21 protein-coding genes, 1 other RNA gene and 1 pseudogene are annotated in these 23815 nt (G+C 62.7%); 15 read left to right on the forward strand and 8 right to left on the reverse strand.

Features of this window, described 5'->3' with window-relative positions:
- Positions 1-142: 142 nt before the first annotated feature.
- From AC3CCE_RS16060 to AC3CCE_RS16070, 3 genes are all read right to left on the reverse strand, one after another.
- Positions 143-2011 carry an extracellular solute-binding protein gene (locus AC3CCE_RS16060; RefSeq protein ID WP_023821514.1) on the reverse strand — a complete coding sequence of 623 codons (1869 nt, stop codon included), beginning with the start codon at positions 2009-2011 and terminating at the stop codon, positions 143-145.
- Entirely contained in the window at positions 2011-3888 is a 1878-nt protein-coding gene (locus tag AC3CCE_RS16065; RefSeq protein WP_023745252.1) for an extracellular solute-binding protein, read from the reverse strand. The genes AC3CCE_RS16060 and AC3CCE_RS16065 overlap by 1 nt, the downstream gene beginning before the upstream one ends.
- A gap of 151 nt (positions 3889-4039) precedes the next feature.
- Complete coding sequence (locus tag AC3CCE_RS16070; RefSeq protein WP_023688767.1) at positions 4040-4705, reverse strand: c-type cytochrome; 666 nt, start codon at positions 4703-4705, stop codon at positions 4040-4042.
- Between the two features lie 193 nt (positions 4706-4898).
- Here AC3CCE_RS16070 and AC3CCE_RS16075 point away from each other — a divergent pair, with 193 nt between their 5' ends.
- Positions 4899-5624, forward strand: a complete 726-nt coding sequence (locus AC3CCE_RS16075; RefSeq protein WP_352510987.1) for a 3-deoxy-manno-octulosonate cytidylyltransferase — start codon at positions 4899-4901, stop codon at positions 5622-5624.
- A gap of 23 nt (positions 5625-5647) precedes the next feature.
- On the forward strand, positions 5648-6511 hold the full coding sequence (locus AC3CCE_RS16080; protein ID WP_023692604.1) for a prephenate dehydratase: 864 nt from the start codon (positions 5648-5650) through the stop codon (positions 6509-6511).
- A 7-nt stretch (positions 6512-6518) separates the two neighbouring features.
- Here AC3CCE_RS16080 and AC3CCE_RS16085 read toward each other — a convergent pair whose 3' ends face one another.
- The 3 genes from AC3CCE_RS16085 to AC3CCE_RS16095 all read right to left on the reverse strand — a co-directional run bounded on the left by AC3CCE_RS16085 (position 6519) and on the right by AC3CCE_RS16095 (position 8295).
- Positions 6519-6824, reverse strand: a complete 306-nt coding sequence (locus AC3CCE_RS16085; RefSeq protein ID WP_352623958.1) for a Dabb family protein — start codon at positions 6822-6824, stop codon at positions 6519-6521.
- Between the two features lie 74 nt (positions 6825-6898).
- Positions 6899-7840 carry an NAD(+) diphosphatase gene (nudC, locus tag AC3CCE_RS16090; protein WP_023715298.1) on the reverse strand — a complete coding sequence of 314 codons (942 nt, stop codon included), beginning with the start codon at positions 7838-7840 and terminating at the stop codon, positions 6899-6901.
- A 35-nt stretch (positions 7841-7875) separates the two neighbouring features.
- Positions 7876-8295 carry an HIT domain-containing protein gene (locus tag AC3CCE_RS16095; protein WP_023682032.1) on the reverse strand — a complete coding sequence of 140 codons (420 nt, stop codon included), beginning with the start codon at positions 8293-8295 and terminating at the stop codon, positions 7876-7878.
- 157 nt (positions 8296-8452) lie between these two features.
- On the opposite strand from AC3CCE_RS16095, the gene ffs reads away from it, so the two are divergent.
- From ffs to AC3CCE_RS16155, 12 genes are all read left to right on the forward strand, one after another.
- Positions 8453-8549, forward strand: an RNA gene (ffs, locus tag AC3CCE_RS16100) — signal recognition particle sRNA small type.
- A gap of 105 nt (positions 8550-8654) precedes the next feature.
- Positions 8655-10466 (forward strand): DNA polymerase III subunit gamma/tau, encoded by a 1812-nt coding sequence (locus AC3CCE_RS16105; RefSeq protein WP_352623955.1) that lies wholly within the window; start codon positions 8655-8657, stop codon positions 10464-10466.
- 31 nt (positions 10467-10497) lie between these two features.
- Positions 10498-10821, forward strand: a complete 324-nt coding sequence (locus AC3CCE_RS16110; protein ID WP_023669519.1) for a YbaB/EbfC family nucleoid-associated protein — start codon at positions 10498-10500, stop codon at positions 10819-10821.
- Between the two features lie 218 nt (positions 10822-11039).
- Positions 11040-12008 (forward strand): cell wall hydrolase, encoded by a 969-nt coding sequence (locus AC3CCE_RS16115; RefSeq protein ID WP_023736155.1) that lies wholly within the window; start codon positions 11040-11042, stop codon positions 12006-12008.
- A gap of 97 nt (positions 12009-12105) precedes the next feature.
- Complete coding sequence (recR, locus tag AC3CCE_RS16120; RefSeq protein ID WP_023696745.1) at positions 12106-12711, forward strand: recombination mediator RecR; 606 nt, start codon at positions 12106-12108, stop codon at positions 12709-12711.
- A gap of 194 nt (positions 12712-12905) precedes the next feature.
- Entirely contained in the window at positions 12906-14183 is a 1278-nt protein-coding gene (locus tag AC3CCE_RS16125) for a lytic murein transglycosylase (protein ID WP_352623952.1), read from the forward strand.
- 263 nt (positions 14184-14446) lie between these two features.
- Entirely contained in the window at positions 14447-16090 is a 1644-nt protein-coding gene (locus AC3CCE_RS16130; RefSeq protein WP_352623950.1) for an ABC transporter substrate-binding protein, read from the forward strand.
- A gap of 19 nt (positions 16091-16109) precedes the next feature.
- The gene (locus AC3CCE_RS16135) at positions 16110-17177 is read left to right on the forward strand and encodes an ABC transporter permease (RefSeq protein WP_023669524.1); all 1068 of its coding nucleotides are present in this window, start codon (positions 16110-16112) and stop codon (positions 17175-17177) included.
- Positions 17174-18094 carry a nickel transporter permease gene (nikC, locus tag AC3CCE_RS16140; protein ID WP_023682024.1) on the forward strand — a complete coding sequence of 307 codons (921 nt, stop codon included), beginning with the start codon at positions 17174-17176 and terminating at the stop codon, positions 18092-18094. Before AC3CCE_RS16135 ends, nikC begins: the two co-directional genes overlap by 4 nt.
- Before the next feature lie 10 nt (positions 18095-18104).
- Positions 18105-18941, forward strand: coding sequence for an ABC transporter ATP-binding protein (locus AC3CCE_RS16145; protein WP_023669526.1), 837 nt, complete (start codon positions 18105-18107; stop codon positions 18939-18941).
- On the forward strand, positions 18938-19687 hold the full coding sequence (locus AC3CCE_RS16150) for an ABC transporter ATP-binding protein (protein ID WP_023669527.1): 750 nt from the start codon (positions 18938-18940) through the stop codon (positions 19685-19687). Before AC3CCE_RS16145 ends, AC3CCE_RS16150 begins: the two co-directional genes overlap by 4 nt.
- Positions 19688-19725: 38 nt before the next feature.
- Entirely contained in the window at positions 19726-20064 is a 339-nt protein-coding gene (locus tag AC3CCE_RS16155) for a DUF2185 domain-containing protein (protein WP_023696743.1), read from the forward strand.
- Between the two features lie 12 nt (positions 20065-20076).
- On the opposite strand, the pseudogene AC3CCE_RS16160 reads toward AC3CCE_RS16155, so the two are convergent.
- Positions 20077-20860 (reverse strand): annotated as a pseudogene (locus tag AC3CCE_RS16160) (efflux RND transporter permease subunit); the annotation flags it as partial.
- Between the two features lie 195 nt (positions 20861-21055).
- Between AC3CCE_RS16160 and AC3CCE_RS16165 the strand changes: the two are divergent.
- Positions 21056-22333: a 4-aminobutyrate--2-oxoglutarate transaminase gene (locus AC3CCE_RS16165; RefSeq protein WP_023738174.1), complete on the forward strand. Its 1278-nt coding sequence runs from the start codon at positions 21056-21058 to the stop codon at positions 22331-22333.
- Positions 22334-22455: 122 nt separating this feature from the next.
- Here AC3CCE_RS16165 and AC3CCE_RS16170 read toward each other — a convergent pair whose 3' ends face one another.
- Positions 22456-23709 (reverse strand): NAD(P)/FAD-dependent oxidoreductase, encoded by a 1254-nt coding sequence (locus AC3CCE_RS16170; RefSeq protein ID WP_023696740.1) that lies wholly within the window; start codon positions 23707-23709, stop codon positions 22456-22458.
- Positions 23710-23815: the final 106 nt, after the last annotated feature.

Genomic DNA, 23815 nt, shown 5'->3' on the forward strand with positions numbered 1-23815 from the left:
GATCCGCGAAGCGGAGCGGGGTGGGGGTAGTCTCGATCCGGCGTACGCCGTCACACCGCCACCCCGGTTCGCCATTCGTGCTGCGCACGAAGTGCTCACCGACCCTCCCCACGAGGGGGAGGGTAAAGTGCCGCGCAACAGCCTACCCTTTGCCAATTTTTGCCGCCTTGCCCTTGTCGACCCACCACAGCGCTTCGACCGGGAAGTCGAAATCGGGTTTCCGCTCGGGAAAACCGAACATGTCCCAATAGGCGCTTCGATGATTCGCCAGGAACCAACTTGGAATCCAATCCCTCCGTGCACGCAAGACCCGGTCGAGCGCGCGCATGGCAATTGTCAGGCTTTCGCGACCCTCGGCGGCACCTGCGGCGTCAACCAGGGCGTCGATGGCCGGGCTCGACGTTCCCGGCAGATTGCGAGAGCCCGATACGGTAGCTGCTCGCGAATGGAAAATGGTTTCGAGGTCATCACGGGTTGGCGTCGCCGGAAACGAGGCCGCGACCGAGACGAGGTCGTAGTCGAACGAATTCTGCCGCAGCTGATATTGCGCGGCATCCACCAGCCGGATCGAGGCATCGATGCCGACCGCCTTCATGTTTTCGACCCAGGGCGAGTAGACCTGTTCGAAGACTTCGTCGTCGACAAGAAACTCTGCGGACAACCGACCACCCTTGTCGTTCACGACGAAATTGCCGGACCGTTTCCAGCCGGCCTCGGCCAGAAGCTTGGCCGCCTTGCCAAGCAACTGCCGGTCGCGGCCGGAGCCGTTCGACGCGTCCTGGATCACGGCTTCGCCAAAAGCCTCGGCGGGAATCTGCTCACGCAGCGGCTCAAGAAGAGCCAATTCTTGTGGCGACGGTCTGCCCTCGGCGCGAAATTCGGATTTCTCGAAGCAGGATTGCGAGCGCTCATAGGAACCGTAGAAGAAATTGCGCCGCGTCCATTCGAAGTCGAAGCACAGCCCGATCGCCTGCCGCACGCGCGAGTCGCGAAACTGCTCGCGCCGCTGGTTGACGGCGGTGCCCTGCATCGAAGGCACCGTTTCGGCCGGGAATTCGTGCTTCACCACCTTGCCGGCAGTGAAGGCTGGGAAGTCGTAGCCGGTCGCCCAGACGCGCGAGGTGAATTCCTCCCTGTAGAGGATTTCTCCCTTCTTGAACGCTTCGAAGGCAACGCTACGGTCCTGATAGAACTCAACGCGAATCCGCTGAAAATTGTTCTGGCCGCGATTGACCGGCAGGTCGTTGCCCCAATAATCAGCCACACGCTCATATTCGATCCAGGCCCCTGCCGACCAGCGACCGACCTTGTAGGCGGCTGACCCCAACGGCGGGTTCATCTGCGAGGAATCGAACGGGTTGGCCGTGTAGAACGCCTTCGACAGGACCGGGAACTCGACGACGTTGAGGATGGTGCGGCTTGTCTGCTTGCCGGAAAACCTAAGCTGCAGCGTGTGGGCATCCACGGCAATCGCGTCATTCAGATGCGTTAGCGGCAGGGAATAGTACGGGTGCCCCTTGTCCTTGAGCAGCTTGAAGGTGAAGGCGGCATCCTCTGCCGTCAATGGCGTGCTGTCATGGAAGCGGGCCTGCGGGCGCAGCGAGAAGGTGAAGTCGTTGCGGTCGTCGGAAATCGTCACGCCGTCAGCGATCAGCCCGTAAACGGCGTCAGGTTCGTCGTACGCTCTCACCATCAGTGAATCGAAGCACATCTCCGTGCGCTGGGGCGAATCGCCTTTGGGAACGAACGAATTCAGCGTGTTGAAGGTCAGCGGCGTCTGGTTGGCAAGCCAGTTGCGCGGCAGGAAGTTGAAGACGCCACCTTGCGGCGCATCGACATTGACATAGTCGAAATGAGTGAAGTCCGGCTTGTATTTGAGGTCGCCGAAAGCCGACAGTCCATGCAGTTTCACGCCGGTTGGGCTGGCGGCGAAAGCCTTGCCCGGCAGCAGCGCAGCAACGGCCGCGGCGCCACTGAGGGCCAGGAAATCGCGGCGAGGGAGCCCCGCCATCAATTGCTGCCCTTGTACTTGGCGGCCAGGGCCTTTTCCTTGTCCGCATCGATCCACCAGGAATCGATATCGGCGCCACGGTAGCCGGGCTGCTTTTCCGGGATGCCGAACTTGTTCCAGTAAGCCAGCCACACAACGGCGCGATAGTATTGCGGCACCACATAGTAATTCCACAGCAGCACGCGATCGAGCGCATGGGTGGTGGCGACGAGGTCATCGCGATCCGTGGCAAAAATGATGCGGTCGACAAGGGCGTCAACGACCGGGTTCTTGATGCCGGAATAATTGCGCGATGCCGGTGTGTCGGCGGCCTTGGAGCTCCAGAAATCGCGCTGCTCGTTGCCGGGCGATTCCGACTGTTGGAGCTGTCCTGTGATGACGTCGTAATCGAAATTTCTGACGCGGTTGGTATACTGGCTCGGGTCGACGATGCGCAGTGTCGCATCGACGCCGATCTTGCGCAGATTGGCGATCCAGGGGCTGGAAATGACCTGGTCGGTTTCATTCGAGCCTAGGATTTCAAACTTGAATGGCTCGCCGGTCTTGGCGTTGACCATCTTGCCGCCCTTGATCACCCAGCCGGCCTGGGCGAACAGGTCGACCGCCTGCTTCAGATATTTGCGCTCCGCCTGCGGCGAATCGTAGACCGGCAACTTGAATTCCTGGGTGAATACTTCCGGCGGCAGCTTGTCGCGGTACTTCTCCAGGATCTCCAATTCCTTGCCTTGCGGCAAGCCGCTGGAGGCTAGGTCCGTGCCCTGGAAATAGCTGTGGGTGCGAGTGTTGAAACCGAAGAACAGCGTGCGGTTCATCGATTCGAAATCGAACGGGTAGGTGAGCGCGGCCCTGACCAGACGATCGGCAAACAACCTATGTCTCTGGTTGAGCATGAAAGCCTGCATCGGCTCGGGCGAGGTGGTCTTGAACTCCTGCTTGATCACATCGCCGGCCTTGATCGCCGCGAAATCATAAAATGTCGCCCAGCGCTTCGAGCTGTTTTCCGGCTTGATATCGTCGAGGCCACCTTTCTTGAACGCCTCCCAGGAGGCGTTGTCGTCAAGAATGTAGGTAAAGTGCTGCGTGTCGAAATTCTCCCGACCGATTTTCACAGCCAGCTTGGCGCCCCAATAGTCGGGGACGCGCTGCCAGACGATTTCCGACCCCGCCTTGAAGCTGGCGATCTTGTATGCAGCCGAGCCCAGCGGCGGCTCCAGCGTCCCCTTGGTGATGTCGCGCTTCTTGCCATTGGCGTCGGTGCCTTCCCACCAATGCTTGGGCAGCACGACAAGGTCGCCGAGGATCTTGGGCAGTTCGCGATTGCCCTTCTGGTCGAAGTGGAACTCGACCTCACGGTCCGAGACAGCGACGGCGTCGGTGACGTTTTCGAAATAGCGGCTGTACATCGGGCTGTTGGCCTTCAGCACCTGGAACGACCAGATCACGTCGTCAGTGGTGATCGGCTGTCCGTCATGCCATTTCGCCCGTGGGTCGAGCCGGTAGGTGGCCGAGGAATAGTCGGTAGGGTACTTGTAGGCATCGGCGATGAGCGGGTGGCTGACGCTGCCTTCGTCAGTCGCTTGATCCATGAGCGTGTCGTAGAGCAGGCCGCCGCCAAATGGCTGCAGGCCGGCCGCCGGCGAGCCCTGCACGATGTAGGGATTGAAGCTGTCGAACGTGCCGGAAACGACCGAATTGTAGGTGCCACCCTTCGGTGCATCCGGATTCACATAATCGTAGCGCTGGAAGTTCTCGCCATATTTGGAGGGGCCGATCAGCGAAGAGGTGGTGTGCCATTCCTGGGGGAAGGCTGCCTGCAGGCCGCCTGCGAGGGCGCCCACAACCAGAAAGGACCTCAGAAGCGTTCGGCCAACCGTCATGCGTTCTCCTCTTCGCGATGCCCGGCAATCCTAAATGATTTGACGCCGGTGAAAACCGCCATGCGGCGGCTTTGTCGCCGCATATGCGATTTTCCTAACAAAAAGCCGGGCTGAACCCGGCTTTTTTGAGATCATGGAGATGACAATTCGGTTATTTGGCGGGCGCCGGTGCCGGCGTCGCAGGGGCTGGAGCTGCCCCTTCAGCCGGCTTGGCCGGAGCAGCACCCTCGGCCGGCTTGCCCGGCGCGGTTGCATCAGCGGCGGCACCTGGCGTCGGCAGCGGCTTTGGGCTGTCCGACAGCGTTCGCAGATAGGCGATGACGTTGGCGCGGTCCTCGTCCTTCGGCAGGCCGGCAAAGCCCATCGCAGTGCCCTTCACGAATTTCTTCGGCGAGGTGATGAAGTGGTTGAGGTTGTCATAGGTCCACTTCTCCGCGCCGCCCTTGGAAAACTCTTTCATGCCGGCCGAATAGGCAAAGCCCTCATGCTCGGCGACGGGGCGGTCGACGATGTCCCAGAGATCCGGGCCGACCTTGTTGGGGCCGCCTTTTTCGCCGGAATGGCAGGCCTGGCATTTCTTAAAGACGGCCGCACCTTGCTCGACATTGGCGGTGGCCAAAAGGTCGGCGATCGGCTTGGCCTCTGCCGCGGGTCCGGCGGCGCCGCCTTCGGCAGGCTCCGTCGCCTCGATGGCGAAGCCGGGCTTTTCCGGCGCCGGCGAGGCAAACAGGGCGTCGGAGACCAAACCGACCGAGAAGACGACGAAACAGGTTCCAAGCAACCCGGCGAGCAGTTTGTTGACTTCGTTGGAATCCATACGCCCCAGGGCTCCCTTTTCCGGCGGACCTCTCCGTCCACTCCGTCCGTCGGTATCGTGACCCACCCCGTCGAGCCGGTCAAATCGGGCGGAAACTAGGTCTTTTGCTTGGGCGTTGCAACACCTATAAGGGCGCTTCCAGTGAGACCTTTTGCCACTTTCCCCATCCTCTTTCGAACGCCTTGCAACCTCGATGTCCACGCTCATCCTGATCCCGGCCCGCATGGCCTCGACGCGCCTGCCGGGCAAGCCGCTGGCCGACATAGCCGGCGCGCCGATGATCGTCCATGTCGCCCGCCGCGCCGCTGAGGCTGGGCTTGGCCGGGTGGTGGTGGCAACCGACACGCGCAACGTGGCCGAAGCGGTGCGCGCGCACGGTTTCGAGGCGGTGATGACGCGCACCGACCACGAATCCGGCTCCGACCGTATCTTCGAGGCGCTGACCGCGCTCGACCCCGATCGCAAGGTCGAAACCATCGTCAATGTGCAGGGCGACCTGCCGACCATCGATCCCAAGATCATCGGTGCGGCGCTGAAACCGTTCGAGGACGCTGCGGTCGACATCGCCACGCTCGGCGTCGAGATCGTCCGCGACGAGGAAAAGGCCAACCCCAACGTCGTCAAGATCGTCGGTTCGCCGTTGTCGGCGACGCGGCTGAAGGCGCTCTATTTCACCCGCGCCACCGCGCCCTGGGGCGAGGGGCCGCTCTATCACCATGTCGGCCTCTACGCCTATCGGCGCTCAGCCCTCGAACGCTTCGTCGCTTTGAAGCCGTCGCCGCTGGAGCGGCGCGAGCGGCTGGAGCAGTTGCGGGCGCTGGAGGCCGGTATGCGCATCGATGCCGAGATCGTGCAATCGCTGCCGCTCGGCGTCGACACGCCGGAAGACCTCGAACGCGCCCGACAAATTCTTTCCTGAGACCTTCAACCTGAGATATCGGCATGCCTGACAAGACCAACAGAATATCCTTCCAGGGCGAACCGGGCGCCAATTCCGACACCGCCAGCCGCAACATGTTCCCTTCGATGGAGCCGTTGCCGTGCCCCACCTTCGAGGATGCCTTCAACGCGGTCGAGACCAACAAGGCCGACCTCGCCATGATCCCGATCGAAAACACCATCGCCGGCCGCGTCGCCGACATCCATCATCTCTTGCCGGAATCGAAACTCCACATCGTCGGCGAATATTTCCTGCCGATCCATTTCCAACTGATGGTGCTGCCCGGCGTCAAACGCGAAGAGATCAAGACCGTGCACAGCCATATCCATGCGCTGGGACAGTGCCGCAAATACATCCGCAAGAATGGCTGGAAGCCGGTGATTGCCGGCGACACGGCGGGTTCGGCGAAGCTGGTTTCCGAGCTCAAGGACCGCACCATGGCCTCGCTGGCGCCTGCGCTCGCCGCAGAACTCTATGGCCTCGACATCATCGAGAAAAATGTCGAGGACACGGACTCGAATGTCACCCGCTTCGTCGTCCTGACCAAGGACAAGCGATTGGCCGAACGGCCCTCGGCCGACACCAAGATGATGACGACCTTCATGTTCCGTGTCCGCAACGTGCCGGCTGCGCTCTACAAGGCAATGGGCGGTTTCGCCACGAACGGCGTCAACATGACGAAGCTGGAGAGCTATCAGTTGGGCGCCTTCACCGCGACGCTGTTCTACGCCGATATCGAGGGCCATCCCGACGATCCGCTGGTCAAGCTGGCGCTGGACGAACTGCGCTTCTTCTCGCGCGAAGTGCGCATTCTGGGCGTCTATCCCGCCAGTGAGTCGCGCGAGCAGTGGAAGGTCGCGGACTAAGGTTCCCCTAAACCAGCAGGGTCAGCGGCACATAGTCGATTTCCATGAAGGTTTCGACTTCCGGGATCCAGCGGTCACGCACGAAGGCGACGTGGTCCGGGTGCTCATTGTATCTGGTGTAGGCGGCCTGATCGACGAACTCCATCCAGAAGCCGAAGTGATAGTCGTTCTTCGGGCTGACTTGCCGCAGCGGCTCGAAATGGGTGACGCCCTTGATTGCGCTGAGAATGCGCTTGGCATCGGAGAGGAACCGCTTTTCCTCCAGCGAGTACTGCGGGTGCTTCAGGGTGAAAACCACGGTGTGACGGATCATTTTTTGCTCCCGTTAAGCATTCCAGGAAAAGTGTGAAGCGGTTTTCCGTCCGGAATTGCGTAAAATAACAACTCTTATTCGCTGTCGACCCAGGCGCGGATCAGATGATGCGCGATCGCGCCTTTCGGCGGCGTGACCAGATTGTCCTTGTGCGTCCTCTCCAGCATGGAACGCACCTCGTCGCGAAAAAACCAGCGGCAATCTTCCAACTCGTTGAGATCGGCCTGGATGTCGTCATTGAGCGGTTCGCCGAAACAGCCGATCATCAGCGAATAGGGGAACGGCCAGGGTTGGCTGGCATGGTAGACGACGCGGCCGAGCCGGATGCCGGCTTCCTCCAGCGTTTCGCGGCGCACCGCCGCCTCGATCGTCTCGCCCGGCTCGATGAAGCCGGCAAGCGCCGAGTACATGCCGGGCCCGAAATGTCGGCCGCGGCCGAGCAGGCATTTTTCCCGCGTCGCCGTCAGCATAATCGCCACCGGATCGGTGCGTGGAAAGTGCTCGGTGCCGCAATTTGGGCAATGGCGCTTGTAGCCGCCGGCCCGCATTTGCGATTCATGGCCGCATTTGCTGCAGAAGCGATGGGTGGCATGCCAAGCAAGCAGGGCGGCGCCTTGCGCCAGCGCGCCCGCTGCCGCCTCGTCGATCAGCCCCTGAATATAGACCGAGCGATAATCGATCGCCTTCATGGTCTCCGGTAGCTGTTCGGGATCGAGGCCGACCGGCACGGCAAGTACCGGGCCGCTCTCGGCAAAGCCAAGCAGCACGCCTTGTGCGAGTGATGGCTGCAGCTTCTGGCTCTCAGCCAGATCGAACCAAGGGTCGAAGCTGCCATCGTGCAATTTCAGATACAGCCGTCCGCCATGCATCGGCAGAAGACGTGCCGAGGGATCGGCTAACGCCCTTTCGACGGAATCGTCGGCGCGGTTCTCGGATTGCCGATCAATCGTGTTTCCGGCGAAGCCGACGAACTGGCTCGGTTCGCGCAAGGGCGCGTCAAAAAGGCGAAAGGTCATGGAAGCTCGAACGTCTAGGAATGGACACAGGCGGCTTATAGCGCCGCCTTGATCTGTTGCGCAAACTGGCGGATGCCTGAACGCTCATAGGGCTCGCGCATGCCGTGCCCCCACACCGGCCCCGGCCAGCCCGGATCGCCTTCCGAGCGGGCGATGACGTGGACATGCAATTGCCGAACGATGTTGCCGAGCGCGCCGGTGTTGATCTTGGTGCAGCCCGTGGTTCTTTTCAGCGCCTGCGCCACCATGTTGGTTTCGAAGGTCAACATCGCCTGGTCGAGCGGCGTCATGTCGTGGATTTCTTCGGCCCCCGGCCGCTGCGGCACCAGGACCAGCCATGGCCAGCGGCTATCGTTCATCACCCTGAGCTCGCACAGGCCGAGCCACATCAGCTGCTCGCTATCCGCCTCCAGCCTGGAGTCGAGCGTGAATCCGGCCTTGAGGCCCGGTAGCATTGGCGTTTCCCTTGCGCTTCTCGCATTATTCCCAAACTCATGACGCTAGAGCGGCTGCACGGGGGCTGCAAGCGATTCATTGAGCGGCGGAGTTCACGGGCATCCGATTCTCAATGCACCCTTGCATTTGATCGCTGAATTGCCGATATGGAACGCGGGAGGTTGGTGGTGGACGATCCACTCGCCAACCGGGTCAGGTCCGGAAGGAAGCAGCCCTAACGAGCCCGGAACGGGTCATTGTTCCAGCCTCCCACCTCATCGGCCCCTCTCGCGACATTGACGACGCATTGCAGCGCGGGCGAGACTATTAGCAGGAATCGGCTACGCTGAGACGCGGCCTTTTGGAGCTTTACGGGCGAATGAGCGAAGCCGGAAATTCGGACCCCGAAACCCTGGAGAAGCAAAAGGCCGTCGCCTATCGCGTGCTGGCGCGCAAATATCGTCCGTCGAATTTCTCCGAACTGATCGGCCAGGAGCCGATGGTCCGCACTTTGACCAACGCTTTCTCCACAGGCCGCATCGCCCAGGCCTGGATGCTGACCGGCGTGCGCGGCGTCGGTAAGACCACGACGGCGCGCATCCTGGCGCGGGCGCTCAACTACAAGACGCCGACGGTCGACCATCCCTCGGTCGACCTCGCCCTCCTGGGCGAGCACTGCCAGGCGATCATGGAAGGCCGCCATGTCGACGTCATCGAGATGGACGCCGCGTCGCATACCGGCATCGACGACATCAGGGACATTATCGAGCGCGTGCGCTATGCCCCGGTGTCGGCGCGCTACAAAGTCTACATCATCGACGAAGTGCACATGCTCTCCACCCAGGCCTTCAACGGCCTGTTGAAGACGCTGGAAGAGCCGCCGCCGCACGTCAAATTCATCTTTGCCACCACCGAAATCCGCAAAGTGCCGATCACCGTGCTGTCGCGCTGCCAGCGTTTCGACCTGAGACGCATCGATGCCGGCGCGCTGGTCGCGCATCTCGCCTCGATTGCCGGCAAGGAAGGCATATCGGTCGACGAGGACGCGCTGGCGATGATCGCGCGCGCCGCCGAAGGCTCGGCCCGCGATTCGCTCTCCATCCTCGACCAGGCAATCGCCCATGGCGGCGGCGCCGTCAGCGCCGAAGCGGTGCGCGCCATGCTGGGTCTCGCCGACCGCGCCCGCATCGTCGACCTGTTCGAACATGTCATGAAAGGCGATGTGGCGGCCGCCCTTGCCGAATTCCGCAACCAGTACGACACCGGCGCCGATCCGGCTGCCGTGCTGACCGATCTGGCCGAATTCAACCACCTCGTCACCCGGCTGCGCTTCGTGCCGACGGCTGCCGACGACGCTTCCCTGTCCGAGGATGAGCGCCGCCGCGGCGCCGACTTCGCCAGCACGCTGTCGGTCAAGGTTCTGTCGCGAACCTGGCAGATGCTCTTGAAAGGCATTCCCGAGGTGCAGTCGTCCAACCGACCGGTCAGCGCCGGCGAGATGATGCTGATCCGGCTGGCGCATGCCGCCGACCTGCCGACGCTGGACGAGGCGCTGAAATCTCTGGAGAGCGGCGCTCCGGCGTCCGGTGGTGCGTCACGCCCGAATGGTGCGCCGGTAAATGCCGGCAATGGCGGCGGCGCCAGCGCCGTAGCGCAGACCCGGGTGCCGTCCGGGCCAGCCGGTGCGCAAATCATGCGGCTGGTCGACGCGCCCCCGGTCGCCTTTGTCGCGCCTCCGCAGCCGGTCGTGGAGCCGCAATCGCCGCCGCTGAAATCGCTGGCCGATATTGTCGCTCTTGCCGACGCGCAGCGTGACATCGCCTTCAAGGTGCTGGTCAAGAGCTGTATTCGCCTGGTGAGCATCGAGCCCGGCCGTATCGACGTCGGCCTGACCGCCGATGCGCCCAAGATGCTGCTGAACGACTTGACGACGAAGCTGCGGGCCTGGACCGGCCGCAACTGGCTGGTGTCATTGTCGAAGGAAGAGGGCGGCCAAACGCTGGCCGAGATGGAATCGACCAGGCGCGAGACTGCTTTCTCCGACGCGAAAAGCGATCCGGCTGTGGCCGCCATCCTGGCGCGCTTTCCCGGCGCCAAGATCATCGACGTGCGCATTCCCGACGCGCCGGAAGTCGACACCGACAAGGCCGAAGCGCCGGTCGAGCCGCCGTCCGACGACGACGAAACCTGACCATAGCCACGAATCCGCAAAGGACCCGACCATGAAAGATCTTCTCGGCCTGATGGGCAAGGCGAAGGAAATGCAGGCCAAGTTCCAGGCCATGCAGGACGAGATCGCGACGATTGAAGCAAGCGGGCAGGCGGGCGGCGGGCTGGTCAATGTCACGCTGACCGGCAAGTTCGAAATGAAGTCGCTGAAGATCGATCCGTCGCTGTTCAAGGAGGACGAGGTTGAGATTCTCGAAGACCTGCTGCTGGCCGCTCACAATGACGCCAAAAATAAGGTCGAGCAGATTATGCAGGAGAAGACCAAGGCGCTGACGGCAGGCTTGCCGATCCCGCCCGGAATGAAATTGCCGTTCTGAGCCGGCTCCAACCAGTTAATTGATTATGAAGGGAAATCGGCTGCGGAGGCTGTTGTTAAGACTTTCTCCGGCTTTGTTCACGCGGACATATCTGGGCATTTATAAAGTTTTACCTATGCTGCACGAAAGCTAATCCTTTAGCCATCTTTTTGCCTTTAAGAGTCTCATTCTTGCCACATCTCGGGGCGGGCTGGCATCTGGACAATGAGGCATTTTTGTTGATCGCGACGCGATGGAAGACGCCGCTTCTGCTCGGCATCATCTTCTCCCCTATGTTCCTGGCCGGTTGCAGCCAGACCACGTCTTCGCACGGCCTGTCGGTCGCCAGCCTGACCGACGCCATCACGCCCAGTTTCCTTTCGACGCGCGCCTACCGCAACACGCCGAAGGAGAAGGAATGCCTGGAGCGGGCGATGTTCTTCGAGTCCAACCGCTCGAGCCGTGACGGCATGATCGCCGTCGGCACGGTGGTGATGAACCGGCTGCGCTCCGGCAATCATGGCAGCACCATTTGCCAAGTGGTTGGCGAACCGGGCCAGTTCGCGCCCGGCGTGATGACGCGGGCGATGAATTCGAAAGCGATGCCCGATGTCGAGGAGGCCGCCGATGCGGTGCTCAAGGGCGAGCGCAAGGCCAAGCTGAAGAACACGATGTACTTCCACACCGCCGGCCTGAGGTTCCCCTACAAGAACATGCATTACACCATGGTTGCCGGCGGCAACGCCTTCTACGAGAAGCGCGGCCGCAACTGGCAGCCGCTGCCGGATGAATCCACGACCATGGTTGCCTCGGGGACGCCGCGCGCGCCTGTGCCTGAAGCGCCGGTGCAGGTTGCCTACGCCGAGCCGGTGGTGAAGACCATTGTCCGTCCAGATCCTGCCAAGCAGGCCGCGGCGGTTCGCGCAGCCAAGGCGACACGTGCCCCGGCCGAGCAGACCTATGTGACGGCTTCCGCGGCGCCCGCCAAGAGCGCCCGCGTCGCCGCCAAGCAGACGGAGGTGGCGATGCAGGAGCCGATGGCCGAGCCGGATGCCTCGCGTTTCGGCGGCACGCTGAACGCCCGCTACATCACCTCGGTTCCATCGGCGACGCAGGAAGCGTCGATGGGCTTCCAGTCGACGCCTGAGAACACCGACGCTATCGGCGCAATGATCGTCGATCAAACCCGGCCGCTCTCAGCCTACTGACGCCTAAAACAGTTTCCGAGCCCGCCATGGCAGCATGGCGGGCTCGGTGCGTATGCGGCATGTTTCAAAGCGCGCGGAAAAATCCTAGATCAGTGCGATGTCGAAGCGAATCGCCGGTCCCGAGATCGAACGCCTGATCCAGCTCCTGGCCAAGGTCCCGGGACTAGGGCCGCGTTCGGCCAGGCGTGCGGCACTGCACCTCATCAAGAAGAAGGAGCAGCTTTTGTCGCCGCTCGCCGCCGCCATGGCTGAAGCCGCCGACAAGGTGCGCATCTGCACGACCTGCGGCAATGTCGATACCTCCGACCCTTGCATGATCTGCACCGATCCGCGCCGCGATGCCTCGACGCTGATCGTCGTCGAGGATGTCTCCGACCTCTGGGCGCTGGAGCGGGCGGCGGCCATGAATGTGCGCTACCACGTGCTCGGCGGCACGCTGTCGCCGCTCGACGGCATCGGCCCCGACCAGCTCAATGTCCGCTCGCTGGTCGACCGCGTCGCCGGCGGCGAGGTGAAGGAGGTGATCCTCGCCGTCAACGCCACGGTCGAGGGCCAGACGACGGCGCATTATCTCACCGACCAGCTCTCGGGTTTCGAGATCAAGGTCACCAGGCTTGCGCATGGCGTGCCGGTCGGCGGCGAACTCGACTATCTGGATGAGGGGACGCTGGCGGCGGCCTTGCGCTCGCGGACGGCGTTTTGACGCAATTGGCGGGCAGGATGTGCGACATGAAAGCTTCGCATTCTTCGAGGTTTGCGCCAAACACCCCCCTCTGTCCTGCCGGACATCTCCCCCTCAAGGGGGGAGATCAGCAGCTTCTCGGGCGGCATTCTTCTTTCAACGCTGGTGGTTGGCGAAAACCGAAGCGACAGCCAATCTCCCCCCTTGAGGGGGAGATGTCCGGCAGGACAGAAGGGGGCGCGACAGAACGCGGATCTTTCGGATTGGCGCTCGTTGCGCTTCTCGCATCCCTTGTTGCCCTGCTTTTTGTAGCCCCCGCCTCCGCCGCCAAAATCGACGACCAGTTCCGCGCCTGGCTGCAAACCGATCTCTGGCCGGAAGCCCAGACCAAAGGCATCTCCAAATCCACTTTCGACGCCGCTTTCGACGGCGTGAAGCCGAACCTCAAATTGCCCGACCTCGTCCTGCCCGGCGAGAAACCCAAAACTCCGCAAAAACAGCATCAGGCCGAGTTCGGTTCGCCCGGCGCCTATTTCGCCGAAAAGACGGTGCGCGCCGTCACATCAGGCGGGCGCACGCGCGAGGCGGCCAACGCCAGGACGCTTGCTGCGATCGAAAAGCGCTACGGTGTCCCGGGCGAGATACTGTTGGCGATCTGGGGCCGCGAGACCGGCTTCGGCGCGGCGAAAATGCCCTACGACGCCTTCGAGGTTCTCGGCACCAAGGCGTTCATGTCGACCAGGAAGGACTGCTTCCGCACCGAGGTGCTGGCGGCGCTCGAGATCGTCGAGCATGGGTTGGCGCCGGTCGGCGCCATGAAATCGTCCTGGGCCGGCGCGCTCGGCCAGCCGCAATTCATGCCGACCTCGTTCCTGAAGCACGCCGTCGACTACGACGGTGACGGCCACCCCGACATCTGGAATTCGACGCCGGACGTGCTGGCCTCGATCGCCAACTATCTCGTCCACTATGGCTGGGTGAAGGGGCGTGGCTGGGGTTTCGAGGTGACGGTTCCGGAAAGCGTTTCCTGCTCGCTCGAAGGTCCCGACCAAGGCAAGAAGATCTCAACCTGGGCGGCGATGGGAATCAGCCGCGTCGGCGGCAAACCCTTTCCGGCCAACGAACTGAAGGGGGAAGGGTTCCTTTTGATGCCGGCCGGACGCAGCGGCCCCGCCTTTATCGCCACGCCCAATTTCTACGTGCTGAAACAGTACAACACCAGCGACCTGTACGCCCTGTTCATCGGCCATGGCGCTGACCGCATCGCCCATGGCGATGCTGATTTCGTCGGCAGCTGGGGTGCGGTTGGCGGCCTGCATCGTTCCGACATCGCCGCGCTGCAACGGGCGCTGGAGGCCAAGGGCTACGATGTCGGCAGCGCCGACGGCCTGCCCGGCTTCAAGACCCGCCGCTCGATCGGCAGCTGGCAGGAAAAGAACGGCCGCCCCGCCACCTGCTTCCCCGACGCCGATCTGGTTGCTGCCATCAAGTAACACCGAAAAGAGCAGATTTTTCCCCATCGGCGGCTGCAATTGGGTCGCCCATGCTTCGACGCGCACAGCGTATTCCGGTCCAGTATGCCGGCTCGCAAAATGCCCGTTGTCGGTTGGAGGGCTGCCGGATAGGGTGTTGACCAACTGGAAAAAAATCAACACGGTATGGGGTCTAACGGTCGTCCTCCGGCCGCGAAAAAGATTACTGCAGCCCTGAGCCGGGAACTCGGGGTCAACAATCAACAAAACAGGGAACAATCATCATGATGATGGAAAAGTTTGCTCTACGTTCGCGCGTCTGGCTCGCAGGTGCTGCCATGTCCGCTCTGCTCATTGGCGTCGCGCCTGCCTTCGCCGTGACACCCGCCGACACGCTGGTCGAAGGTTTTGCCATCGACGACATCATCTCCATGGATCCGGGCGAAGCGTTCGAGCTGTCGACCGCCGAAGTCACCGGCAACACCTATGATCTGCTGGTCCGCCTCGACCTCAGCGACACCTCCAAGGTCAAGGGCGACCTTGCCGAGAGCTGGACCGTTTCCGACGACGGCCTGGTCTATACGTTCAAGCTCAAGGCTGGCCTAAAGTTCGCTTCGGGCAATCCACTGACCGCGGCCGATGTCGCCTATTCCTTCGAGCGCGCCATCAAGCTGGACAAGCCGCCGGCATTCATCATCAACCAGTTCGGCATCAGCGGCGACAATGTTGCCGACAAGGCCAAGGCCGTCGACGACACCACCTTCCAGTTCACCGTCGACAAGGCCTATGCGCCGAGCTTCGTGTTAAACTGCCTGTCGGCAACGGTCGCTTCGGTCGTCGACGCAAAGCTGGTCAAGGAACATGTCGCCGCGGTGACGCCGAGTGCCGACTACAAATGGGACAACGATTTCGGCAACGCCTTCCTGAAGACCGGTTATGCCGGCTCCGGCGCCTACAAGCTGCGCGAATGGCGGGCCAATGAGGTCGTCGTGCTCGAGCGCAACGACAATTACAATGGCGAGAAGGCCAAGCTCGCCCGCGTCATCTACCGCAACATGAAGGAAAGCTCGGCACAGCGCCTGGCGCTCGAAGCAGGCGACATCGACGTTGCCCGCAACCTCGAGCCGAACGATCTCGACGCCATCGCCAAGAATGCCGATCTCACCACGACCAGCGCGCCGAAGGGCACGGTCTATTATATCAGCCTCAACCAGAAGAATCCGAACCTCGCCAAGCCCGAGGTTCGCCAGGCGTTCAAATATCTGGTCGACTACGATGCGCTGAGCACGACCATCCTCAAGGGCATTGGCGAGATTCACCAGACCTTCCTGCCCAAGGGCGTGCTGGGCGAACTGGACGAAAATCCGTTCAAGTTCGACGTCGCCAAGGCCAAGGAACTGCTGACCAAGGCCGGCCTGGCCGACGGCTTCAGTGTAACCATGGACGTACGCACGGGACAGCCGACCACCGGCATGGCGGAATCGATCCAGCAGACGCTTGGCCAAGCCGGCATCAAGCTGGAAATTATCCCCGGCGACGGCAAGCAGACGCTGACCAAATACCGCGCCCGCAATCATGACATCTATATCGGCCAGTGGGGCCAGGACTATTTCGATCCGAACTCCAACGCCCAGACCTTTGCCTCAAACCCGGACAATTCGGATGAAGGCAAGACCAAGACGCTGGCCTGGCGCAATGCCTGGGACATCCCGGACCTGACAAAGCAGACCGAAGCAGCCTTGCTGGAGAAGGATGCCGGCAAGCGCGCCGATATGTACAAGAGCCTTGAAAAGACGATCCTCGACACCAGCCCCTTCGTCATCATCCACCAGCAATTGGAAGTGGCAGGCCTGCGCAAAAACCTGAAAGGCTTTGCGCTCGGTCCGAGCTTCGACACCAACTTCGTCGGCCCGGTCTCCAAGGAATAGCGCCGGCGGACGCGCCCTGATGAGCGCGATTGAAAACCAGGCGACGGCGGGGCAGGGAAGCGCCCGCGCCGTCGCTATCTTGTTGGCGATCGGCCGCTTCCTGGTCATCGCCGTCACCACCTATCTCGGCCTGCTCGCGGTGACCTTTTTCATCGGCCGCGTCATCCCGATCGATCCGGTCCTGGCGGTGCTCGGCGACCGCGCACCGGCCAATGTCGTCGAGCGCACCCGCCGCGAGATGGGGCTCGACCTGCCGTTGATCGAGCAATTCTATATCTATCTCAAACATGCGCTGAACGGTGATTTCGGCACCTCTGTGCTGACCACCAATCCTGTGATGACCGACATCCGCCGCGCCTTTCCGGCAACGATCGAACTGGCGACTTTGGGCACTCTGATAGGCTCGTTGATCGGCGTGCCGCTCGGCGTGCTGGCAGCGGTAAAACGCGGCAGTCTCATCGACCAGATCGTTCGCATTGTCGGCCTGATCGGCTATTCCGTGCCTATCTTCTGGATCGGGCTTCTGGGGCTTGTCCTGTTCTACGCCAAGCTGCAATGGGTGGCTTTTCCCGGCCGCCTCGACATCGTCTACGAGTACACATTCACACCGATCACCGGCTTCTACCTGCTCGACGCCGCGCTGCAGGGCCAGTGGGACGTCTTCTACGACGCTTACCGCCACATCATCCTGCCGGCAGGGCTGCTCGGCTATTTCTCGCTCGCCTATATCAGCCGCATGACGCGCTCCTTCATGCTGAATGAGCTGTCGCAGGAATACATCGTCGCCGCGCGCGCCAAGGGCCTGTCTGAAACGCGAATCATCTGGGGCCATGCGCTGCGCAACGCCGCGGTGCCGATGGTCACGGTGATCGCGCTGTCCTATGCCGGGCTGCTCGAAGGTTCGGTGCTGACCGAGACGGTGTTCTCCTGGCCCGGCATCGGCCTCTACATCACCAATTCGCTGCAGAACGCCGACATGAACGCCGTGCTCGGCGGCACCATCGTCATCGGTTCGGTGTTCATCGGCATCAATCTCCTGTCCGATGTTCTCTACAAGGTGCTCGATCCGAGGACGAAGACAGGATGAGCGCCGAAGCAATCCAAACGCGCCGCGATTGGCTGCTCAGCGATCGGCCGGCCTCGCGCATGCAGGCAAGGCTCGGCCGCGCCTATGTCGCCTGGCGGCGCTTTTCCGCCAACCGGCTGGCGTTTCTCGGCCTGCTCATCATCATCGCGCTGCTGCTGGTCGCCGCCTTTGCCGATGTGCTGGCGCCCTATTCGCCGACCATCGGCGATCTCAAGAACGCGCGGCTTTTGGCGCCGAGTGCGGCGCATTGGTTCGGCACCGACGATCTCGGCCGCGATATCTATTCGCGCATTCTTTTTGGCTCACGCTGGACCCTCTATGTCGTCATTCTTGTCGCTGTCATCGCAGCCCCCATCGGCCTTTTGGTCGGCACCGTCGCCGGCTATGCCGGCGGCTGGACCGATGCCATTCTGATGCGCATTACCGACATCTTCCTCGCCTTCCCCAAGCTGATCCTGGCACTGGCCTTTGTCGCCGCCCTTGGCCCCGGGATCGAAAACGCGGTGTTGGCCATCGCCATCACCTCGTGGCCGCCTTACGCGCGAATTGCGCGGGCCGAGACGATGACCGTGCGCAATTCCGATTACATCAAGGCGGTGCAATTGATGGGCGCCTCGCCGTTCCGCATCGTGCTGCGCCACATCATGCCGCTCTGCATCTCTTCGCTGATCATCCGGGTGACGCTCGATATGGCCGGCATCATCCTCACCGCCGCCGGCCTCGGTTTCCTTGGCCTCGGCGCGCAGCCGCCGCTGCCGGAATGGGGCACCATGATCGCGTCCGGCCGTCGCTTCGTGCTCGACCAATGGTGGGTGGCCGGCGCGCCCGGCTTCGCCATCCTGATCGTCAGTCTCGGCTTCAACCTGCTGGGCGACGGCCTGCGCGATGCGCTCGATCCCCGGAGTGGCGACCAATGAGTGGTGACCAATGAGCGGTGCACTTCTCGATGTCGACGACCTGCGCGTCACCTTCCCGACTCGGACCGGCCTCATCCAGGCGGTGCGCGGCGTCACCTTCTCGCTCGGCCGAGAGCGGCTGGGCATTGTCGGCGAAAGCGGCTCCGGCAAGTCGCAGACCGGCCGCGCCATCATGGGGCTGACGCCGCCGCAGGCTCTGGTTTCGGCCAAGAAGCTCGCCTTGGACGGCATCGATCTTTTGGACATACCCGCCCGCCAGCGCCGGGCGCTGCGCGGCAAACGCATCGCCATGATCCTGCAGGATCCGAAATATTCGCTCGACCCGGTGATGAGCATCGGCCGCCAGATCGTCGAGACGCTGCGCACGCATGAAAAGGTCTCCAAGGCCGAAGCGCGCGAGCGGGCGCTGGCCATGCTGGAAGCTGTGCAGATCCGCGATCCCTCGCGTGTCTTCGACCTGCATCCGCACGAGGTGTCCGGCGGGATGGGCCAGCGCGCCATGATCGCAATGATGCTGATCGCCGGACCGGAACTGATGATCGCCGACGAGCCGACCTCGGCGCTCGACGTCACCGTTCAGCTCGATGTGCTCGGCATCCTCGACCGCTTGGTCAGTGAGCGCGGCATGGGTCTGATCTTCATCTCGCACGATCTGCGGCTGGTCGCCTCCTTCTGCGACCGCGTCATCGTCATGTATGCCGGCAAGGTGGTCGAGCAGCTCAAGGCGTCGGAGCTGCGCGACGCCCAGCATCCCTACACGCGCGGCCTGCTCAACTGCATGCCCAGGATCGGTTACGAACGCCACCCGCTGCCGGTGCTCGACCGCAAGCCGGAGTGGGCGGCATGACGCCAGCCATTTCGATTGAAGGGCTGGAGGTGGTGTTCGACCGTTTTCGCGCGCTGAAAGGGGCGAACCTCGAGGTGAAGTCCGGCGAATCCTTCGGCCTGGTCGGCGAGAGCGGTTCCGGCAAGTCGACGCTGCTCAAAGCCATTGCCGGCCTGGTGCCTGTCGCATCCGGTACTATCACGGTCAATGGCAAGACGCTGGGAGCGCGACGCGACAAGGCTTTTTATCGCGAAGTGCAGATGGTCTTCCAGGACCCCTATGGTTCGCTGCACCCGCGTCAGACCGTCGACCGCCTGCTACAGGAGCCGCTCGCCATTCACGGCTTTGCCGATGGCGAGCAACGCATCCAGCGCGCCCTCGACGAGGTCGGATTAGGCAACGGTTTCCGTTTCCGCTACGCGCACCAGCTCTCCGGCGGTCAGCGTCAGCGCGTGGCGATCGCGCGGGCGCTCATCCTCGAACCGTCGATCCTGCTGCTCGACGAACCAACCTCGGCGCTCGACGCTTCGGTGCAGGCGGAAGTGCTCAACCTGCTGGAAGAGGTTCGCCGTCGGCGCAAGCTGACCTTCCTGATGGTCAGCCACGACCTCGCCATCATCACCCATATGTGCGAGCGCCTGATGGTGATGCAGAATGGCGAAGCGGTGGAGAACCTGACGGCGGGCCAGCTGATCGGGCACCGCGTGGAGAAGGATTACACACGCAATTTGCTTAGGGCGAGCGAGGGGTTTGTTCGGACGGCGTGAACTAGTTTGTTCCGCAGAATAATCGCTTGGGGAATTCCATGGAAGAATGGAAGTTTGCAGATCCGCCCAATGTCGCGGTGCTATCGGACAAGAGCATATTCAAACGGGGCGACTGGATCGCATACGTTGTGCATGAAGCTGACGATGACGAGAACTACAACGATGAAGGGGGCAGTTGGCAATTCTATAGCAGCGACTCTCGAGATTGGGATGAACGCGAGATAATGCTCGTTGGCCTGCAAGAGGTGGTGCAGCAGGATGAAAGCATCCTGGCATTGGCCGACTTGCCAAAAGGCTGGCATGCTTGGCGGACGTCAAAATCATCGCCATGGCAGCGAGCGAAATCGCGCCCCGAACCCTCTAACGATAACGAATGATCCGGCAAAGCCTTAAGCGGGGTCTTGCGCCAGTTCGCCGTTCTCCGGAACAGATGGTTCGTCCCCCTGCTTAGGCTCCTTGATCCTGAACCACGTCACATAAAGCGCCGGCAGGAACAGCAGCGTGATCGCCGTGCCGGCGATGATGCCGCCCATCATGGCGTAGGCCATCGGGCCCCAGAACACTTCGCGCGCGATCGGGATCAGCGCTAGGCTGGCGGCCGCGGCCGTCAGCGCGATCGGCCGCATGCGGTGCTCGGTCGCTTCGATCACGGCTTCCCAGCGGTCTTGGCCCTCGGCCACCAGATCCTCGATCTGCACGATCAGGATCACCTGAGTTGCGGATCAGGATGCCGACCAGCGCCAGGACGCCCAGAATGGCGACGAAGCCGAGCGGTGCGCCGCTCGGCACCAGGGCCGCGACCACGCCGATCAGGCCGAGCGGCGCCACCGCCACGACCAGGAACAGTCGCTGAAAACTTTGCAACTGGATCATCAGGATGGTCGCCATCACGAACAGCATCAGCGGCACCACCGCTGCGATCGGTCCCTGGCTTTTGGCGCTTTCCTCGACCGAGCCGGCGGTTGCAACGGAATAGCCGGGCGGCAGTTTGGCGATGAAGGCGTCGACCGACGGCTTCAATTCGTTGACGACGGTGGCCGGCAGCACGTCGCCAACGAGGCCTGCGCGAACGGTGATCGTCGGGATGCGGTTTCGCCGCCACACCGTCGGCTGTTCGAGGTCGTAGCGGAAGTTCGCCACCGCGGCGAGCGGGATCGCTTCGCCGTTCCCGGTGACGGGTGAGCTGTCACGGACTGCCCCGTACGTGTATCGGTCGGCTGGTTAAGACCGGTCTGTCGAAGTGGCCCGCATCGACGACAGGCCCAATCGCCCGGCGGCGGTGCCAACTTGAGGAAAACGTGAAATAAGGTCAGAAGAGGCCTTGGCATTCATCTAACGAGAACGGGCGTCGGCCCGATGAGGGACGAAATGAAGAACGCAGCCATTTCTGAGCGCAAGAACCAGTCGATCTCGCGCGGCGTCGGCATGACGACGCAGATCTATGCCGACCGCGCCGAGAATTCGGAGATCTGGGATGTAGAAGGCCGCCGATACATCGATTTCTCCTCCGGTATCGCCGTCGTCAACACCGGCCACCGCCATCCCAGGGTGATCGAGGCGGTCAAGGCACAGCTCGACCGCTTCACCCATACCTGCCACCAGGTCGTGCCCTATGAGAGCTATGTCAGGCTGGCCGAACGGCTGAACGGCATGCTGCCCGGCAAGTTCGAGAAGAAGACCATCTTCGTCACTACGGGTGCTGAAGCGGTCGAGAACGCCATCAAGATCGCCCGCAACGCCACTGGCCGCCAAGCCGTCATCGCCTTTGCCGGCGGCTTCCACGGCCGCACCTTCATGGGCATGGCGCTGACCGGCAAGGTCGTGCCCTACAAGGTCGGCTTCGGCGCCATGCCGGGCGACGTCTACCACGCGCCGTTTCCGGTGCCGCTGCACGGCGTGTCTACAGCCGATTCGCTGGTCGCACTCGACAAACTGTTCAAGGCCGATGTCGATCCGGCTCGCGTTGCCGCCATCATCATCGAGCCGGTCCAGGGCGAGGGCGGCTTCTACGACGCGCCACGCGAATTCCTGACGGCGCTGCGCAAGCTCTGCGACCAGCACGGCATGCTGCTGATCGCCGATGAGGTGCAGACCGGCTTTGCCCGCACCGGCAAGATGTTCGCCATGGATCATCATGAGGTCGCGGCCGACATTACCACCATGGCGAAAAGCCTGGCCGGCGGCTTCCCGCTGGCGGCGGTCACCGGCCGCGCCGAGATCATGGATGCGCCCGGTCCTGGCGGGCTCGGCGGCACCTATGGCGGCAGCCCGATCGGTGTCGCCGCAGCACACGCCGTGCTCGACGTAATCGAGGACGAAAAGCTGTGCGACCGCGCCAATACGCTGGGCGCCCGGCTGAAACAGCGGCTGCAGTCGATCCGCGACGATGTGCCCGAGATTGTCGACATCAGGGGTCTCGGCTTCATGAACGCGGTCGAGCTCAACGACGTCAAGAGGGGCCTGCCGTCGGCCGAGATCGCCAATGCGATCCGGCTGAAGGCGCTCGACAAGGGGCTGATCCTGCTGACCTGCGGCGTCTACGGCAACGTCATCCGTTTCCTGGCTCCGATCACCATCCAGGACAATGTCATGAACGAGGCGCTCGACATTCTGGAAAGCTCGATCCGCGAAGTCTGCGCTGCCTAGCGCAAAACCCTACCTCCCCCTTGTGGGGAGGTCGGACCGCAGGTCCGGGTGGGGGGCCTCGCGCCGACCCCAACCCCGCTGCTTCGCAGCGACCCTCCCCACAAGGGGGAGGGTAAGTGCGTCTAGCCCGCAGCCCGTGCCGGCTCATCCTGCTGGAACGCTGCCAGTGCAGCCTTCAGCCCGTCAGGTCCCTCAGCAATCGTCTGCGCCATCGGCGAAAACCCGGCCCCGAGCATCTTGCGGCCCAGCATATGGTCGCCCGGCCTGTTGACGGATTCGATGCCGAGCAGCCGGCTTCCAGCATAGTGGTAGATCGAGAACTTGTTCTCAGCGAGGTCGCCCAGCACGACATGGCTGTCGCCGCCCGAGGTCAGCCCGACCATCTGCAGTTTCATGTCGCCGATGTCAGACCAGAACCACGGCACCGCCGCATAGGCGTCCGTATGGCCGGTGATCGTGCGTGCGGCAAGCCGCGCCTGGTCGGTGGCGTTCTGCACCGATTCCAGCCGCACGTCGCCGCCGGTCGACCAGTGGCGGTAGGAAGCGGCGTCGCCGATGGCCAGAATATCAGGCACTGAGGTGCGCATCTGTTGGTCGACGCGGATGCCATTGGCGACAGTCAGTCCGGCAGCCTGCGCAAGTTCGACATTCGGCACGGCGCCGATGCCGACGATGACCATGCGCGCGGGCAGCCTTTCGCCGGTGGAGGTGATGGCAGCGCAGACATGGCGGTTTTCCCCTTCCAGCCTGGCAATGGTGGTGCCGGTGAGGATACGCACGCCGATCGCCTCCAGCCGTTGGCGGACATGGCTCGCCACCACCGGCGCCACGGCGCGGCCAAGCAGCCGGTCGACAGCCTCGACCAGGGTGACGTTGCGGCCGGCGGCCCTCAGCGTTGCCGCGATCTCCAGCCCGATGAAGCCGCCGCCGAGGATGACCACGTCTTCGCTTTGGGCGCTGAGCGCGCGGATCAGCCGCGCATCGGCGATCGAGCGCAGCGACAGCACGCCCGAGAGGTCGGCGCCCGGCAGCGGCAGAAGCCGCGGCCGCGAACCGGTGGCCAGGATGAGCCGGTCGAACGGCAGCACGCCGCCGCCCGCTATGTCCAGCTTGCGGCCTGCCGTATCGATGCTGTCGATTCGGACGCCCGGCCTGAAGTCGATGGCGCTGCCGGTGTAAAAGGCCTCGCCGCGCAAGGGTTGCGGCTTGGCATCGGCGTCCTTGATGAAGGTCTTCGACAGCGGCGGCTTGTGATAGGGCAGATCGGTTTCGTCGCCGATCAGTATGACAGGCCCGTCATAGCCTTCCTCGCGCAGGCTGGCGGCCGCTTGCACGCCCGCATGACCCGCACCGACAATGACGACCCCGTTCTTCATCGCAACCCGAATTCCTGTTTCAAATCTGGAGCATGATGCCGAAAAGTGTGAAGCGGTTTTCGGACGACATCATGCTTTGATTGTGAGCCGTTCCGCCAGATGGCGA

This window comes from Mesorhizobium sp. P160187 (assembly GCF_057766425.1).

What these genes read in the sequence shown, in the direction of transcription:
- AC3CCE_RS16060 (WP_023821514.1), bottom strand. Translation starts at nt 2,011, where the DNA reads ATGGCGGGGCTCCCTCGCCGCGATTTCCTGGCCCTCAGTGGCGCCGCG.
- AC3CCE_RS16065 (WP_023745252.1), bottom strand. Translation starts at nt 3,888, where the DNA reads ATGACGGTTGGCCGAACGCTTCTGAGGTCCTTTCTGGTTGTGGGCGCC.
- AC3CCE_RS16070 (WP_023688767.1), bottom strand. Translation starts at nt 4,705, where the DNA reads ATGGATTCCAACGAAGTCAACAAACTGCTCGCCGGGTTGCTTGGAACC.
- AC3CCE_RS16075 (WP_352510987.1), top strand. Translation starts at nt 4,899, where the DNA reads ATGTCCACGCTCATCCTGATCCCGGCCCGCATGGCCTCGACGCGCCTG.
- AC3CCE_RS16080 (WP_023692604.1), top strand. Translation starts at nt 5,648, where the DNA reads ATGCCTGACAAGACCAACAGAATATCCTTCCAGGGCGAACCGGGCGCC.
- AC3CCE_RS16085 (WP_352623958.1), bottom strand. Translation starts at nt 6,824, where the DNA reads ATGATCCGTCACACCGTGGTTTTCACCCTGAAGCACCCGCAGTACTCG.
- nudC (WP_023715298.1), bottom strand. Translation starts at nt 7,840, where the DNA reads ATGACCTTTCGCCTTTTTGACGCGCCCTTGCGCGAACCGAGCCAGTTC.
- AC3CCE_RS16095 (WP_023682032.1), bottom strand. Translation starts at nt 8,295, where the DNA reads ATGCTACCGGGCCTCAAGGCCGGATTCACGCTCGACTCCAGGCTGGAG.
- AC3CCE_RS16105 (WP_352623955.1), top strand. Translation starts at nt 8,655, where the DNA reads ATGAGCGAAGCCGGAAATTCGGACCCCGAAACCCTGGAGAAGCAAAAG.
- AC3CCE_RS16110 (WP_023669519.1), top strand. Translation starts at nt 10,498, where the DNA reads ATGAAAGATCTTCTCGGCCTGATGGGCAAGGCGAAGGAAATGCAGGCC.
- recR (WP_023696745.1), top strand. Translation starts at nt 12,106, where the DNA reads ATGTCGAAGCGAATCGCCGGTCCCGAGATCGAACGCCTGATCCAGCTC.
- AC3CCE_RS16125 (WP_352623952.1), top strand. Translation starts at nt 12,906, where the DNA reads ATGTCCGGCAGGACAGAAGGGGGCGCGACAGAACGCGGATCTTTCGGA.
- AC3CCE_RS16130 (WP_352623950.1), top strand. Translation starts at nt 14,447, where the DNA reads ATGATGATGGAAAAGTTTGCTCTACGTTCGCGCGTCTGGCTCGCAGGT.
- AC3CCE_RS16135 (WP_023669524.1), top strand. Translation starts at nt 16,110, where the DNA reads ATGAGCGCGATTGAAAACCAGGCGACGGCGGGGCAGGGAAGCGCCCGC.
- nikC (WP_023682024.1), top strand. Translation starts at nt 17,174, where the DNA reads ATGAGCGCCGAAGCAATCCAAACGCGCCGCGATTGGCTGCTCAGCGAT.
- AC3CCE_RS16145 (WP_023669526.1), top strand. Translation starts at nt 18,105, where the DNA reads ATGAGCGGTGCACTTCTCGATGTCGACGACCTGCGCGTCACCTTCCCG.
- AC3CCE_RS16150 (WP_023669527.1), top strand. Translation starts at nt 18,938, where the DNA reads ATGACGCCAGCCATTTCGATTGAAGGGCTGGAGGTGGTGTTCGACCGT.
- AC3CCE_RS16155 (WP_023696743.1), top strand. Translation starts at nt 19,726, where the DNA reads ATGGAAGAATGGAAGTTTGCAGATCCGCCCAATGTCGCGGTGCTATCG.
- AC3CCE_RS16165 (WP_023738174.1), top strand. Translation starts at nt 21,056, where the DNA reads ATGAAGAACGCAGCCATTTCTGAGCGCAAGAACCAGTCGATCTCGCGC.
- AC3CCE_RS16170 (WP_023696740.1), bottom strand. Translation starts at nt 23,709, where the DNA reads ATGAAGAACGGGGTCGTCATTGTCGGTGCGGGTCATGCGGGCGTGCAA.